The 13,956-nt window shown below is 71.8% G+C and carries 14 protein-coding genes; 3 read left to right on the top strand and 11 right to left on the bottom strand.

Features of this window, described 5'->3' with window-relative positions; genetic code table 11:
• Positions 1–118: 118 nt before the first annotated feature.
• The 5 genes from fabF to ACFW6B_RS27640 form a co-directional block, all read right to left on the bottom strand.
• Positions 119–1,390, bottom strand: a complete 1,272-nt coding sequence (gene fabF, locus ACFW6B_RS27620) for a beta-ketoacyl-ACP synthase II (protein ID WP_386599916.1) — start codon at positions 1,388–1,390, stop codon at positions 119–121.
• A gap of 127 nt (positions 1,391–1,517) precedes the next feature.
• Positions 1,518–1,766: an acyl carrier protein gene (locus ACFW6B_RS27625; RefSeq protein ID WP_028800941.1), complete on the bottom strand. Its 249-nt coding sequence runs from the start codon at positions 1,764–1,766 to the stop codon at positions 1,518–1,520.
• Positions 1,767–1,841: 75 nt separating this feature from the next.
• Positions 1,842–2,873, bottom strand: a complete 1,032-nt coding sequence (locus ACFW6B_RS27630; protein WP_386599918.1) for a ketoacyl-ACP synthase III — start codon at positions 2,871–2,873, stop codon at positions 1,842–1,844.
• An 11-nt stretch (positions 2,874–2,884) separates the two neighbouring features.
• A complete protein-coding gene (locus ACFW6B_RS27635) occupies positions 2,885–3,802 on the bottom strand; it encodes an ACP S-malonyltransferase (protein ID WP_386599920.1) in 918 nt (305 codons plus the stop codon).
• 89 nt (positions 3,803–3,891) lie between these two features.
• Complete coding sequence (locus ACFW6B_RS27640) at positions 3,892–5,097, bottom strand: PucR family transcriptional regulator (protein WP_386599922.1); 1,206 nt, start codon at positions 5,095–5,097, stop codon at positions 3,892–3,894.
• A 94-nt stretch (positions 5,098–5,191) separates the two neighbouring features.
• On the opposite strand from ACFW6B_RS27640, the gene ACFW6B_RS27645 reads away from it, so the two are divergent.
• Positions 5,192–5,848 (top strand): pirin family protein, encoded by a 657-nt coding sequence (locus ACFW6B_RS27645; RefSeq protein WP_386600030.1) that lies wholly within the window; start codon positions 5,192–5,194, stop codon positions 5,846–5,848.
• Positions 5,849–5,936: 88 nt separating this feature from the next.
• On the opposite strand, the gene ACFW6B_RS27650 is transcribed toward ACFW6B_RS27645, so the two are convergent.
• Together ACFW6B_RS27650 and ACFW6B_RS27655 are read right to left on the bottom strand one after the other, a co-directional pair.
• A complete protein-coding gene (locus ACFW6B_RS27650; RefSeq protein WP_386599924.1) occupies positions 5,937–6,758 on the bottom strand; it encodes a serine hydrolase domain-containing protein in 822 nt (273 codons plus the stop codon).
• Positions 6,759–6,767: 9 nt separating this feature from the next.
• Complete coding sequence (locus ACFW6B_RS27655) at positions 6,768–7,253, bottom strand: GNAT family N-acetyltransferase (protein ID WP_386599926.1); 486 nt, start codon at positions 7,251–7,253, stop codon at positions 6,768–6,770.
• A 96-nt stretch (positions 7,254–7,349) separates the two neighbouring features.
• Here ACFW6B_RS27655 and ACFW6B_RS27660 point away from each other — a divergent pair, with 96 nt between their 5' ends.
• Entirely contained in the window at positions 7,350–7,820 is a 471-nt protein-coding gene (locus ACFW6B_RS27660) for a MerR family transcriptional regulator (protein WP_386599928.1), read from the top strand.
• Between the two features lie 123 nt (positions 7,821–7,943).
• Here the strand turns inward: ACFW6B_RS27660 and ACFW6B_RS27665 are convergent, their stop codons facing one another.
• The 3 genes from ACFW6B_RS27665 to ACFW6B_RS27675 all read right to left on the bottom strand — a co-directional run bounded on the left by ACFW6B_RS27665 (position 7,944) and on the right by ACFW6B_RS27675 (position 11,134).
• On the bottom strand, positions 7,944–8,798 hold the full coding sequence (locus tag ACFW6B_RS27665; protein WP_386599930.1) for a DUF4429 domain-containing protein: 855 nt from the start codon (positions 8,796–8,798) through the stop codon (positions 7,944–7,946).
• A 75-nt stretch (positions 8,799–8,873) separates the two neighbouring features.
• Positions 8,874–10,082 carry an alpha/beta hydrolase gene (locus tag ACFW6B_RS27670; RefSeq protein WP_386599932.1) on the bottom strand — a complete coding sequence of 403 codons (1,209 nt, stop codon included), beginning with the start codon at positions 10,080–10,082 and terminating at the stop codon, positions 8,874–8,876.
• Between the two features lie 338 nt (positions 10,083–10,420).
• Entirely contained in the window at positions 10,421–11,134 is a 714-nt protein-coding gene (locus ACFW6B_RS27675; RefSeq protein ID WP_386599934.1) for a TetR family transcriptional regulator, read from the bottom strand.
• A gap of 121 nt (positions 11,135–11,255) precedes the next feature.
• On the opposite strand from ACFW6B_RS27675, the gene ACFW6B_RS27680 reads away from it, so the two are divergent.
• Complete coding sequence (locus tag ACFW6B_RS27680) at positions 11,256–12,875, top strand: MFS transporter (protein ID WP_386599936.1); 1,620 nt, start codon at positions 11,256–11,258, stop codon at positions 12,873–12,875.
• 232 nt (positions 12,876–13,107) lie between these two features.
• On the opposite strand, the gene ACFW6B_RS27685 is transcribed toward ACFW6B_RS27680, so the two are convergent.
• A complete protein-coding gene (locus ACFW6B_RS27685; protein ID WP_386600032.1) occupies positions 13,108–13,887 on the bottom strand; it encodes a potassium channel family protein in 780 nt (259 codons plus the stop codon).
• Positions 13,888–13,956: the final 69 nt, after the last annotated feature.

Raw genomic sequence — 13,956 nt, forward strand, 5'->3', positions numbered from 1 at the left:
CGTGACGTGACGCTCCGTCAAGCGGGCCGGAGCGCGGGACGGGAACGAACGACGTGTGGCCCGTACCCCTGGATCCAGGGGTACGGGCCACACGTCATGCGGAGCGGGGGAGCCGGCGTCAGACCGAACGGAACGCCAGCACCACGTTGTGCCCGCCGAAGCCGAACGAGTCGTTCAGCGCGGCGATGCGGCCCTCGACGGGCAGCTTGCGGGCCTCGCCGCGGACGATGTCGGCGGCGGCCTCGGCCTCGGGGTCGAGGTTCTCCACGTTGATGGTCGGCGGCGCCAGACGGTGGTAGAGGGCGAGCACGGCCGCGACCGACTCGACACCACCGGCGCCACCGAGGAGGTGACCGGTCATCGACTTGGTCGCCGAGACCGCGAAGTGGTCGGCCTCGTCGCCGAACACCTTGCGCAGCGCCTTCAGTTCGGCCACGTCACCGGCGGGCGTCGAGGTGGCGTGCGCGTTCACGTGCACGATCTCGGCCGGGTCCAGGTCGGTGTTGTCGAGCAGGTTCTGCAGGGCGTGGGAGATGCCGCGGCCCTCGGGCTCCGGCTGCACGATGTCGTGCGCGTCGGCCGAGACGCCCTGGCCGACCGCCTCCGCGTACACCCGGGCACCGCGCTTCGCGGCGTGCTCGGCGGACTCCAGGACGAGAACGCCGGCGCCCTCGCCGAGGACGAAGCCGTCACGGGCCACGTCGTAGGGGCGCGAGGCACCCTCGGGGTCCTCGTTGTTCTTGGACATCGCCATCATGTTGCCGAACGCGGCGATGGGAAGCGGGTGGATGGCCGCCTCGGTGCCGCCGGCGACGACGATGTCGGCGCGGCCCGTGCGGATCATCTCGATGGCGTAGCCGATGGCCTCGGCGCCGGAGGCGCAGGCGGAGACCGGGGTGTGCACACCGGCGCGGGCGCCCACGGCGAGCCCCACGTTGGCGGACGGACCGTTCGGCATCAGCATCGGGACGGTGTGCGGGGAGACACGGCGTACGCCCTTCTCCTTCAGCACGTCGTACTGGTCGAGCAGGGTCGTCACACCACCGATGCCGGAGGCGATGACCGTGCCCAGCCGCTCGGGGTCGGCGTTCGGGTCCACACCGGCCTTGTCGGTGAAACCGGCGTCCGCCCAGGCCTCCTTGGCCGCGATCAGCGCGAACTGCGCCGAGCGGTCCAGTCGGCGGGCCTGCGGGCGGGGAATGACCTCGCCCGGCTCCACGGCGATCTGCGCCGCGATACGGACGGCCTGGTCGGCGGCCCACTCCTGCTCGAGGGGGCGGACGCCGGAGCGTCCGGCGATCAGGCCCTCCCAGGTAGAGGCTGCGTCGCCACCCAGCGGTGTGGTTGCGCCGATACCGGTGACGACCACGGTGCGATTGGTCGGGCTCACGGGAATTCTTTCTCCAACGGATACGAGGATTCAGCGGCGCCACCGCCGGGTGGCGGGGCATCAGCCCGGGGGAACCGGGACACGGGGCCCCGGCGGACCCGGGCGGTCGGCCCAGGTGACCGGAAGATCAGGCCTGGTGCTTGAGGATGTAGTCGGTCGCGTCGCCGACGGTCTTGAGGTTCTTGACGTCGTCGTCCGGGATCTTGACGTCGAAGCGCTCTTCGGCGGCGACGACGACCTCGACCATGGACAGCGAGTCGACGTCCAGGTCGTCGGTGAAGGACTTGTCCAGCTGGACGTCCTCGGTGGGGATCCCGGCGATCTCGTTGACGATCTCGGCGAGACCTTCGACGATCTCTTCCTGAGTGGCGGCCATGTCAGGCGCTCCTTCGGTGTGTTTCCAGAGGGGTGGCGATTTTCCGTACGGACCGGATGATCCGGTACGGAGTGCCTAGGGGAGGGTAACGACCGTCGCGGCGTACACGAGACCCGCCCCGAAGCCGATGACGAGCGCGGTGTCGCCGCTCTTCGCCTCACCGGTCGCCAGGAGCCGCTCCATCGCGAGCGGGATCGAGGCGGCCGAGGTGTTGCCGGTGGTGCGCACGTCACGCGCGACCGTGACGTGTCCCGGCAGTTTCAGCGTCTTCACCATCGAGTCGATGATCCGCTCGTTGGCCTGGTGGGGAATGAAGACATCCAGGTCGTCCGGGCTGATTCCGGCCGCTTCCAGCGCCTGCTGCGCGACCTTCGCCATCTCGAACACGGCCCAGCGGAACACCGCCTGGCCCTCCTGCGTGATGGCAGGGAACTTGATCTCGCCCTTGGAGTCGAGCGGAAGCGCGGAGACGTCGCCGTTCTTGAACTGGTCCCACGGCACGGTCTGCTTGATCGTGCCGGCCTTGTCGCCCTCGCTGCCCCACACGGTCGGGCCGATGTGCGGCTCCTCGGAGGGACCCACGACGACCGCTCCCGCGCCGTCGCCGAACAGGAAGGCCGTCGCGCGGTCCTCCAGGTCGGTGAGGTCGCTCAGCCGCTCCACGCCGATGACGAGGACGTACTCCGCCGAACCCTCGACGACCATGCCCTTGGCGAGGGTCAGGCCGTAGCCGAAGCCCGCGCAGCCGGCCGAGATGTCGAAGGCCGCGGCCTTGTTCGTGCCGAGCTTGTCGGCGATCTCGGTGGCGATGGCCGGGGTCTGGCTGAAGTGCGACACGGTGGAGACCACTACGGCGCCGATCTGCTCGGCGGTGATCCCGGCGTCGGCGATGGCCTTGCCGGACGCCTCGACCGACATCGCGGCCACGGTCTCCTCGTCGGAGGCCCAGTGCCGGGTCTCGATGCCGGAGCGCGAACGGATCCATTCGTCGGACGAGTCGATCGTCTCCAGGATCACCTCGTTGGGCACCACCCGGACGGGACGGTAGCCGCCGACGCCGAGGATGCGCGCGAACGGAGCGCCCTTGGGTGCCTTGATCTTCGTCATGCTCGGGCTCCTCAGGCGGCGCCGTGCTCGGCGATGAGTTCGCGAGCCGCGTCCAGGTCGTCGGGGGTCTTCAAAGCCAGCGTCGTGACACCGGGCAGCGCGCGCTTGGCCAGACCGGTCAGCGTGCCGCCGGGGCACACCTCGATCAGCGCGGTCGCGCCGAGCTCCCGGAAGGTCTCCATGCACAGGTCCCAGCGGACCGGGTTGGCGACCTGGCCGACCAGGCGGGAGACGACCTCGGCACCGGAGGAGACGGCCAGGCCGTCACGGTTCGAGACGTACGTGACCCGCGGGTCGCCCGGAGTCAGGTCCTCGGCCGCCTTCGCCAGCGCGTCGACGGCGGGGGCCATGTGGTGCGTGTGGAACGCGCCCGCCACCTTCAGGGCCACGACCCGCCGGACACCCTCGGGCTTGTCCGCCTCCAGGGCGGCGAGCTGCTCCAGCGTGCCGGCGGCCACGATCTGGCCGGCGCCGTTCACGTTCGCCGGGGTCAGCCCGAGCTTCTCCAGGTGCGCGACCGTCGTGTCCGGGTCCCCGCCGAGCAGCGCCGACATGCCGGTCTGCGTGACGGCGGCGGCGTCGGCCATCGCGAGGCCGCGCTTGCGCACGAGGGCCAGCGCGGCGGCGTCGTCGAGCACTCCCGCGAACGCGGCCGCGGTGATCTCGCCGACGCTGTGGCCGGCGACGGCACCGGGGGTCACGTCACCGAGTGCCGCGGCGGACAGGAGACCGGCGGCGACCAGGAGCGGCTGCGCGACGGCCGTGTCACGGATCGCGTCCGCGTCGGCCTGCGTGCCGTAGTGGGCAAGGTCCAGCCCGATGGCGTCCGACCACGCGGCGAGGCGTTCGGCGGCACCGGGGAGGTCGAGCCAAGGAGTCAGGAAGCCGGGCGTCTGAGCGCCCTGGCCGGGAGCGACGAGTACGAGCACTCTCACACTCTCTCTTGTGGACGGCCACGGCCGCCCGTGGGGACAGGGACGAAGAACACGAAGGGGAATTGTAGGTCCCCGACAAAAGGCTAGGTTTGTGGATCTCCATCGGCCAGACGCCCCAGGATCAGCGCGATCCGCAGCGTGAACGCCGACCGAACATCCGAGGGCGACCAGCCGGTGACGTCAGTCACACGTCGGAGCCGGTAGCGCACGGTGTTGGGATGGACGAACAGCATCCGGGCCGCGCCTTCGAGACTGCTCGCCTGTTCCAGATAGACGCTGAGCGTCTCCAGGAGCGCCGAGCCCGCCTCCTCCAGCGGTCTGTAGATCTCCTCCACCAACTGCTCGCGGGCCGAGGGGTCTCCGGCGATCGCGCGCTCCGGCAGCAGATCGTCCGCCAGAACCGGGCGCGGGGCGTCCTGCCAGGCGAAACACGCCTTCAGCCCGGCCGCCGCGGCCTGTGCGGACCGGGTCGCGGCCAGCAGGTCGGGCACGATCGGCCCGGCGACGACCGATCCGGCGGCGTACGGACCGATCAGGGACTTGGCGACGGCGAGCGGGTTGTCGCTGCCGCCCGCGATGACGACCAGCCGGTCGCCGAGCACCCCCGTCAGCACCTGCAGCTTGGCGTGCCGGGCCGCGCGCCGGATCGCCTCGACGGTCAGCTCGCTGTCACCGTCGGGCGCGGTGCCCAGCACCACGCAGACGTGTTCGGGCGAGTTCCACCCGAGCGCGGCGGCCCGGGAGACGGCGCCCTCGTCCGCCTCGCCGGAGAGCACCGCGTTCACCACGAGCGACTCCAGCCGGGCGTCCCAGGCACCGCGTGCCTCCGCCGCCTGCGCGTACACCTGCGCGGTGGCGAAGGCGATCTCGCGGGCGTACACGAGGAGCGCCTCGCGCAGCACGGACTCGTCGCCGGGTGCCGCCACCTCGTCGATGGCCGATTCCATGACCTCGATTGTCGTCCGCACCATCTCCACCGTCTGCCGCAGCGTGATGGCCCTGGTCAGCTCGCGTGGCGCGGTGCCGAAGACGTCCGTGGAGATGGCCTGCGGAGCGTCCGGGTGCCGGAACCACTCCGTGAAGGCCGCGATACCGGCCTGGGCGACCAGCCCGATCCACGACCGGTTCTCCGGTGGCATGGCCCGGTACCACGGCAGTGTCTCGTCCATCCGCGTGATGGCCTGGGCGGCGAGACTGCCGGCCGACTTCTCCAGCCGCCTGAGGGTCGCGGTGTGCGAGTCGACGTCGTGGGCCGGGCGCTCGGTGTTGCTGGCTTCGGGTTCGGGCACGGGACAAGACTGCCTTATCCGGACGGAGCCGTGCGGCGGCGGGTCGCAAGTAGGCGGGGAGCCGTCGCCGGTCCGGGGCTACCGTGGTGGGGTGATGGACGTCCGCCGCGCCGACGAGCGCTACCGCGGAGGGGACCCGGCGGCCGGGATCTCCTCGCTCCACGCCTTTTCCTTCGGTCCGCACTACGACCCGGACAATCTCCGCTTCGGCGCGGTGATCGCCTGCAACGAGGAGAGGCTCGCCCCCGGCGCGGGCTTCGACGAGCACCCGCACAGCCACACCGAGATCGTCACCTGGGTGGTGGAGGGCGAGCTGACCCACCGCGACTCGGCGGGCAACGAGTCGGTGCTGCGGCACGGAGACGTCCAGCGGCTGAGCTCGGCGGGCGGGGTCCGCCACGTCGAGCGCAACGACGGAGAGCTGCCGCTGGTCTTCGTCCAGATGTGGCTGGCCCCGCTGGAACCGGGCGGCGACCCCGCCTACGAGACCGTCCGCGGCATCGCCGACTCCACCCCGTACGCCGTTCCCGAGGCCGGGGCCATGCTCCACGTGCGGCGGCTGACGGCGGGCGAGCGCACGGCCGTCCCCGACGCGCCCTGCGTCTACGTCCACGTGGTGCGCGGCGAGGTCCGGCTGGACGGCGTGGAACTGGAGGAGGGCGACGCGGCCCGCATCACGGACGCGAAGGACCTGGAACTGGTCGCGGGGGCCCCGGCGGAGCTGCTGGTGTGGGAGATGACGGCCGGCTGACGGCGCTGCCGCGGACGCCGACGCCGGTGCGCGAGGCCGGGGCCTTCCGCCGGCCGTACCGTGTTCCGGCCGCGGTGGCCCGCCCGCGTCAGGAGGCGAGGTCGGCCAGCACCGCGTCCGTGAAGGGCGTCCACGCCTCGATCGCCCAGGGGCCGAAGGGGCGGTCGGTCAGCGCGACGCAGGCGGCGCCCGCGGCCGGGTCGACCCACAGGAACGTACCGGCCTGCCCGAAGTGCCCGAAGGTGCGCGGCGAGGACGAAGCACCCGTCCAGTGCGGCGACTTGGAGGCGCGGATCTCGAAGCCGAGTCCCCAGTCGTTGGGGTTCTGGTGGCCGTAGCCCGGAAGGACGCCCTTGGTGCCGGGGTACTGCACGGTCATCGCCTCCGCGACCGTGCGCGGGTCGAGGAGCCGCGGCGCCTGGAGCTCGGCGGCGAAGCGGACGAGGTCGTCCACGGTCGAGACGCCGTCCTTCGCGGGCGAACCGTCCAGCGTCGTCGCGGTCATGCCGAGCGGTTCCAGGACCGCCTGGCGCAGGTACTCCGCGAAGGGCATGTCCGCGGCCTTGGCGATGTGGTCCCCGAGCACCTCGAAGCCGGCGTTGGAGTACAGCCGCCGCTCCCCGGGCGTGAAGGTCGCCCGGTGCTCGTCGAAGGCCAGGCCCGAGGTGTGCGCGAGCAGATGACGGACCGTCGAACCGGCGGGCCCGGCCGGCTCGTCGAGCTCGATCGCCCCCTCCTCGTACGCGACGAGCGCGGCGTACGCGGCGAGCGGCTTGGTGACGGAGGCCAGCGCGAACCGGTGCCCGCCCGGCCCGTGCGAGCCGGCCACGGTGCCGTCCGCGCGGACGACCGCGGCTGCGGCGGTGGGAACGGGCCAGTTCGAGATCAGCGCCAGGCTCTGCAAGGACATGCCCCGAGCCTAAGCCGGTCCGAGACTCAGCCGCATCGAGGGGTCCGGCTTGCGGACGAACCCGAGGGACGCGTAGAGCGGCTCGGCCTCGGCGGACGCGTTGAGGTCGACCTGGGCGACACCGCGCCTGCGGAACCAGTCGAGCAGCGTCTCCATGCAGGCGCGGGCGTGACCGCGGCGCCGGGCGTCCGGATCGGTGGCGACGCTGAAGACGTACCCGACCGCGCCGTGCGGGTTGTCCGCCCGTCCGATCCGGTACTCGACCGTCCCGGCGACGAGTGCCGCGAGGGCGCCCGGCCGGTCCGGGTGGTCGATCACGAAGGCGGCGAAGGGCCCCTCGGGATCGGCGAGCTTCGCCCGTACGGTGGGCAGGGACGCGGCGTGCCACGCGCTGGAGGAGCCGGCGCCGGGGCCGGAGACCGAGTCGATCATCACCTGGCGCAGACGGAGCACTTCGGGTGCGTCCTCGGGCGTGGCACGGCGTACGGGACTCATGATCCGCACGGTAACCGTCGTCCCCCGGCCACGTCCCGGGATTTTCGGCCGGTTCGGCTTGCCTCGAGCGGACTCCAAGGTTCTAGCGTGGAGGGCATGACGGTGATGGAGACCACAGCCGAGGCCACCGGGACCGACGCCTGCGCCGGGCCGCCCGAGCGGGAGCGGCGGCGCCCCGACGGCCGGGACAAGTACACGATCAGCGAGGTCGTCGCCTTCACCGGCCTCAGCGCGCACACCCTGCGCTGGTACGAGCGCATCGGGCTGATGCCGCACATCGACCGCTCGCACACCGGCCAGCGCCGCTACAGCAACCGCGACCTGGACTGGCTGGGTCTCGTCGGCAAGCTGCGGCTCACCGGGATGCCGGTCGCCGACATGGTCCGCTACGCGGAGTTGGTGCGCGCCGGCGACCACACGTACACGGAGCGCTGCGAACTCCTGGAGGCGACCCGCCGGGACGTCCGGGCCCGGATCGCCGAGCTCCAGGACACCCTGGCCGTCCTCGACCGGAAGATCGGCTTCTACGGGGACGCGAGCCGCGCCCTCGCGCCGGAGCACTCCTGACACCGCACGGCTCTGACACCGCACGGCCCGGACACGGCCCGGCCCCGGACACGGCCCGGCCCCGGACACGGCCGGTGTCCGGGCGCGCCGGGACCGGGCGCGCCCGGCCGCGGGGCACCGGTTTCAGAGCTGGGCGAGCAGTTCCGCCTTCTTCACGGAGAACTCCTCGTCAGTGACGAGCCCGGCCTCGTGCAGTTCCCCGAGGTGCCGGATCCGGTCGGCGATGTCGGCCGGGTCGCGGTGCGGGGCCGGGACCGCGTCCTGCGGCGCGGGACTCGCGGAGCGCGTGGCGGCGAGCACGGCCGCCGCGAACGGCAGCGACTCGTGGACGGGCCCGTACCCGAGGCCGAAGACGACCGCCGCCGGGTCCTGGTCCGCCTGGGCGGGATGTGCCGGGGCGGGCTCCCGCCGCAGCAGCCGCAGATGGCCCTCGAACACCTCCGGGGAGCGCCACTCGACCCCGCACAGCGCGGAGACCGGGAAGGTCTGGTCGCCGGCCTTCCACTTCGCCGAGGACGCGCCGGTCCAGAACCACCGGAAGGACACCGTCCTGCCGTCGAAGGTGGCCTTCCCGTCGTAGGCCTTGAAGGTCAGCGGCCCCTCGGGCGGCTTCACGAGGAAGCGCTCGGCGGGCTCGCCGTCCGCGGTGAGCTGTCCGCGCAGCTCGTCCGCGTAGTACTCGGCGAGCGTCTCGCGGTCGGCGGGCAGCACCAGCCGGTACGGGTCGCACCCCTCCTTGAGCTGTCCCGCGGCCGCTTCCATCAGCGGATCGGCGCCGGGTCTCGGCACCGCACGCAGAACGACCGTGCCTCGCTTCCCGGGTGTCAGTGTCACCGCCGCGATCGCCTCCAGGGGCACACGGCGTTCGCCGAGCGCCTGGAACAGCTTCGGTGTACGGATCCCCCGTTCGAAGCGGATGAGCACGGAGTCGGACTCGAACTCCCAGGCGGCATGAAAACCGGCCAGTACGTCACCCATGCGGGCCATCGTATGCGGCACGCAAGCCTCCGTCGCCTCTCTGGGCGGACCGCAGTTCTTCGTCCTCTACGCGCGTCAGGACGACGCACCGGCGGACAAACCCGTCCGGCAGGCGTCGTCGTCACGCGCGCAGCTGACGGCGCGGTACGCGCCGATCCCGATCTCCGCGAAGTTGCGGAGACTCTCCGTGCCCGGCTCGAAGTAGCCGGCGTGACCCTTCGCCCCCTCGGCCGACAGCACCCGTGCCCCGAACCCCTTGGAGACCGGGTCCGCGCCGTGTCCGAGGCCCCCGACCTCCAGGTGCGGCACGTCCTGGATCCAGTCGTCCGCGTCGCGCATCGCCCAGACCCGGGCGGTGGTGCGCAGGTTCTCCGCGTTCGCCGCCCGCATGCCGGGGCTGCCCGCCACCGCTATGTCGGAGACCCGGGAGGGCAGCGAGGAGGCGGCCACCCCGCACAGGACCGAGCCGTAGCTGTGGCAGTACAGCGCCACCTCGGAGCTGCCGGGCAGCGCCCGCACCAGCGCGTTCAGCCGCACCGCGCCGTCCTCGGCCCGCATGGCGGTGGCGGAGTCGATGCCGAGTCCGTTGGGCGTCGTGTAGTCGGCCCACGCGATCACGGCCGTGCGTATGCCGGGACCGGCCGAGCGCTCCGCCCGGTACAGCGAGTCCGCCATGCCGACCGGCGCCGAGTACTGCTTGTACGTGCGCTGGAAGGTGAGCAGGTCGGTGTCGACGCCGGGGACCACCACCGATACGCGGCTGGCGCTGTCGAGGTCGCCGAAGACCTCGGCCGCCCGGCCCGAGCCGTTGGGGTCGAAGGCGAGGATCCTGCGGTCCTCGTCCAGCAGGGCCTCGTAGCGGTGCATGCGCCGGCCCGCCTCGTACTGGCCGAGCGAGGACAGCCGGTTGTCGTGCATGCGCTTGCGCTCGACCGTGCGCTCGTGCTTCAGCGCGAGACGGTTCGCCGCGTAGCGCAGGGTCACCGGGGCCCCGTTCATGTTGCCGACCGCGAGCGGGTAGCGGTGGGCGAGGTCCGAACGCTGCCGCGCGTCGAGCGTGCCGAAGAACCGGGCCAGCAGTTCCGGAGCGGAGTCCGTGTCGGGCAGCTCGTGTCCGGCGATGCTGCCGCGCTCCCACGCGGAGCGGGACGCCTGGAGCGGTGAGGGTGCCCGGTGGTTGTGGAGCGCGGTCCAGCCACTGGTGGCCAGCATCACGAACACCACGGCCAGCGTGAGCAGTGCGCGCCAGACGTTGAGTTGGGGGGTGGTGTCGAAGGAAGTCACTGAGAGGACACCCTAGGAGAAGTGAAGAGCCTCCCGTTAAACGAGTGACTGGGATCACGTTTCCGATGGGGTAATTGGGGCAAACAGGGTTCAGTTTGGGGTAAATGGTGACGTGACGTGCACGCGGTTCCGCTGTGCGTGGCCGCCATGTGACGCTCCGTGCAGGGGTGTTGCGATCGCCGGGGGCTTCCGGGAACGTCCCGCGGGGGCGTCGTCCGTACAACGGGCACGGGTGTGCGCGTGGTTCCGTACGCGGGCGTGAGTGAGATTCCGTACACCGGCGTGCGCCGGGTGACGTACACGCCGAAGGCGACGGCGGTACGGGGCGTCACCGCCCGTCACCGTGGCGCGGTGCTCCACTTCTGCGCCAGCGCGGGCCCCACGTGGTCGAGGTAGGTCGCGGTCAGCTCGCGGATCGCCTCGACGCTGGTGTCCTCGCCGGCCCCCCACAGCCGGCCCGTCACCCGCATCACACCGCCGAACAGCGCGACCGCGATGCGCGGGCGCGGGTCCGTGTCCACGTCGAGGCCCTCGCGCCCGGCGATGAGCCGCGCGATCTCCTCCTCGGTCTCCTCCGAGCGGCGCAGGTGCGCTGCGAGCAGCGCCGGGGTCGACTCGATCAACCGGTAGGTGCGCATGTGCAGTTCGATGGGCACCACCTCCTCGATCGCCTCGCCGATGGTGTCCCAGCTCTCCAGGACCGCGCGGCGCAGCGCCTCCAAGGGGGCCTCGTGGGGCGGCCGTTCGCGCACCGCGGCGATGAAGTGCGACTCCGCGAGCCGCTGGAGGAACAGGGCGGCGTCCTCCTTGCCCGCGAAGTAGCGGAAGAAGGTGCGCTGGGAGACGTCGACGGCCTCGGTGATCTCGTCGACCGTGGTCCGCTCGTAGCCCTGGGTGGTGAACAGTTCGAGGGCGGCCCGCAGCAGCGCGTCCCGGGTGCGCTGCTTCTTGCGCTCCCGCAGCCCGGGGCGTGCCGCCCGCTCCGCCGTCCCGGCCGTGTCCGGAGCGTGGCCCGTGCCCGCCGTGTCCGTTGTGTCCACCGTCTCCGTCATGGTGTCGCGTTCTCTCCCAACCGAACCGTTCGCCCAGTTCAGACTATCTGTGAGTGACGTGACAGTGACCGACTTGTGAATCGGTTTGTCAATTGTCAGCGGCTGTCACTAGCCTCGAAAAATGACTAGTCAGACCACCATCGACAAGACGGGCCCGGAGGACAAGACTCCGGTCTCCCCGTCGGACCAGGCTCCGTCCACGGGCCTGCGCGGCCATCCGTGGCTCACCCTCATCACCGTGGCAGTCGGGGTCATGATGGTGGCCCTGGACGGCACCATCGTGGCCATCGCCAACCCGGCCATCGCCAAGGACCTCGGCGCGACCTTCGCCGAGGTCCAGTGGATCACCAACGCCTACTTCCTCGCCCTCGCGGTCTCCCTCATCACCGCCGGCAAGCTCGGCGACCGCTTCGGCCACCGGCAGACCTTCCTGATCGGTGTGACCGGCTTCGCCGCCGCCTCCGGCGCCATCGGCCTGTCGCACAGCATCGCCTTCGTGGTCGTCTTCCGCGTCTTCCAGGGCCTCTTCGGCGCGCTGCTCATGCCCGCCGCGCTCGGCCTGCTCCGCGCCACCTTCCCGGCCGAGAAGCTGAACATGGCGATCGGCATCTGGGGCATGGTCATCGGCGCCTCCACCGCGGGCGGCCCGATCCTCGGCGGTCTGCTCGTCGAGCACGTGAGCTGGCAGTCGGTGTTCTTCATCAACGTGCCCGTCGGCGCCATCGCCCTCGCCCTCGGCATGGTGATCCTCAAGGACCACCGCGCCGAGAACGCCCCGCGCTCCTTCGACCTGCTCGGCATCGCGCTGCTCTCCGGCGCCATGTTCTGCCTGGTCTGGGCACTCATCAAGGCCCCGGCCTGGGGCTGGGGCGACGTCCAGACCTGGTCCTTCCTCGGCGCCTCGCTCCTCGGCTTCGTGCTCTTCGCCCTCTGGGAGAAGCGCGTCGCGGAGCCGCTGATCCCGCTCGGCCTCTTCCGCTCCGTCCCGCTCTCGGCGGGTGTGGTGCTGATGGTGCTCATGGCCATCGCCTTCATGGGCGGCCTGTTCTTCGTGACGTTCTACCTCCAGAGCGTGCACGGCATGAAGCCGGTCGAGGCGGGCCTGCACCTGCTGCCGCTCACCGGCATGATGATCGTCGGCTCCCCGCTCGCGGGCCTGGCCATCAGCAAGCTCGGCCCGCGCGTCCCGCTCGCCGGAGGCATGGCGGCCACCGCGATCGCCATGTACGGCATGTCGACCCTGGAGGCCGACACCTCCAGCGGTCTGATGTCCGTCTGGTTCGCCCTGCTCGGCCTCGGCCTGGCGCCGGTCATGGTCGGCGCCACCGAGGTCATCGTCGGCAACGCCCCGATGGAGCTCTCCGGTGTCGCCGGCGGTCTCCAGCAGGCCGCCATGCAGATCGGCGGCAGCCTCGGCACCGCCGTGCTCGGCGCCGTGATGGCCTCCAAGGTCGACAGCGACCTCCCGGGCAACTGGACCGACGCCAAGCTGCCGCCGCTCACCCCGGCCCAGTTCGACCAGGCCTCCGAGGCGGTCCAGATGGGCATCGCGCCGGTCACCAAGGAGACCCCGGCCGTCATCGCCGCGCAGATCACCAAGGTCACCCACGAGACCTTCATCTCCGGCATGAGCCTCGCCTGCCTCGTCGCCGCCGGTGTCGCCGTCGTGGCCGTGTTCGTCGCGCTGCTCACCAAGCGGGGCGAGAACGCGGAGGCCGGCGCGGGCGTCGGCCACATCTGACGGACCCGTCCTCCGACGGACTCGCCGACGGCCCCGCCCGAACCCGGGCGGGGCCGTCGGCATGTACGGGGTCCCGCGCTCCTGGCTGCACGGCGACGCCCCGCGGCTCCGGCCGTACAGGGCCCAGCTCCCGGCCGTACGGCGGTTCCCGGCTCCCGGCCGTACGGCGGTTTCCAACCCCCGGCCGCACCACGGCCCCGAGCCCCGGCCGCCCTGCCCCCCGGCCGCGCGACTACGTGGAGGAGTGTTCCTCCGAGCCCGCCGCCAGCGGGTGCGGCAGGATTCCCGGGCCGCCGGTCAGGGCGGCGAGCTCGGCCCGCAGCGCCCGCACCTCGGCCGTGAGCGCCTCGATCGCCGCGGTCTGCCGCCGCTCCTCCACGTCGTCCTTCTCGAACCGGGAGATGAACCAGGTGGCGATGTTGGCGGTGACCACACCGAGGAGGGCGATGCCGGAGAGCATCAGGCCGACCGCGATGACGCGGCCCATCCCCGTCGTCGGGGAGTGATCGCCGTACCCCACGGTCGTCATCGTCGTGAACGACCACCACACCGCGTCACCCAGCGTCCTGATGTTCCCGTTCGGCGAGTCCCGCTCCACCGACAGCACGGCGAGCGAGCCGAACATCAGGAGCCCGACGACCGCGCCCCCGACGTACGTCGTCAGCCGTATCTGCGAGGCCATCCGGGCCCGCCGCCCCACCAGCAGCAGCGTGGAGACCAGCCGCAGCAGCCGCAGCGGCTGGAGCAGCGGCAGGACCACGGCGCACAGGTCCATCCAGTGACGCCGGACGAAGGACAGCCGCCGCGGCGCGAGGGCGAGCCGGACGAGGTAGTCGACCGCGAAGGCCCCCCACACCGTCCACTCCACCACCGTGCAGGTGAACGTGAGGGTGCGGCCGGCGGCGCTGTCCACGATCGGTACGGCGTACGCGAGGGCGAACGCCACCGCGAGGACGAGCAGCGGTCGCTGGGTCCGCAGCTCCCAGCGGACCTGCGCCGATTCTTCGTTCATGCCCGCGTTCATGCCCGCATCGTAGAGATGGGGACGGCAGAGGGGCGGCGGGCCCCCGGCCCGCCGCCC

It is taken from the genome of Streptomyces sp. NPDC058751 (genome assembly GCF_042746485.1).
In the GTDB taxonomy this organism is placed as follows: domain Bacteria; phylum Actinomycetota; class Actinomycetes; order Streptomycetales; family Streptomycetaceae; genus Streptomyces.

Excerpts from the sequence above, each read along its gene's own strand:
- ACFW6B_RS27660 (WP_386599928.1), top strand. The coding sequence starts at position 7,350 with ATGACGGTGATGGAGACCACAGCCGAGGCCACCGGGACCGACGCCTGC.
- ACFW6B_RS27630 (WP_386599918.1), bottom strand. The coding sequence starts at position 2,873 with ATGACGAAGATCAAGGCACCCAAGGGCGCTCCGTTCGCGCGCATCCTC.
- ACFW6B_RS27665 (WP_386599930.1), bottom strand. The coding sequence starts at position 8,798 with ATGGGTGACGTACTGGCCGGTTTTCATGCCGCCTGGGAGTTCGAGTCC.
- ACFW6B_RS27675 (WP_386599934.1), bottom strand. The coding sequence starts at position 11,134 with ATGACGGAGACGGTGGACACAACGGACACGGCGGGCACGGGCCACGCT.
- ACFW6B_RS27645 (WP_386600030.1), top strand. The coding sequence starts at position 5,192 with ATGGACGTCCGCCGCGCCGACGAGCGCTACCGCGGAGGGGACCCGGCG.
- ACFW6B_RS27650 (WP_386599924.1), bottom strand. The coding sequence starts at position 6,758 with ATGTCCTTGCAGAGCCTGGCGCTGATCTCGAACTGGCCCGTTCCCACC.
- ACFW6B_RS27625 (WP_028800941.1), bottom strand. The coding sequence starts at position 1,766 with ATGGCCGCCACTCAGGAAGAGATCGTCGAAGGTCTCGCCGAGATCGTC.
- ACFW6B_RS27655 (WP_386599926.1), bottom strand. The coding sequence starts at position 7,253 with ATGAGTCCCGTACGCCGTGCCACGCCCGAGGACGCACCCGAAGTGCTC.
- ACFW6B_RS27685 (WP_386600032.1), bottom strand. The coding sequence starts at position 13,887 with ATGAACGAAGAATCGGCGCAGGTCCGCTGGGAGCTGCGGACCCAGCGA.
- ACFW6B_RS27680 (WP_386599936.1), top strand. The coding sequence starts at position 11,256 with ATGACTAGTCAGACCACCATCGACAAGACGGGCCCGGAGGACAAGACT.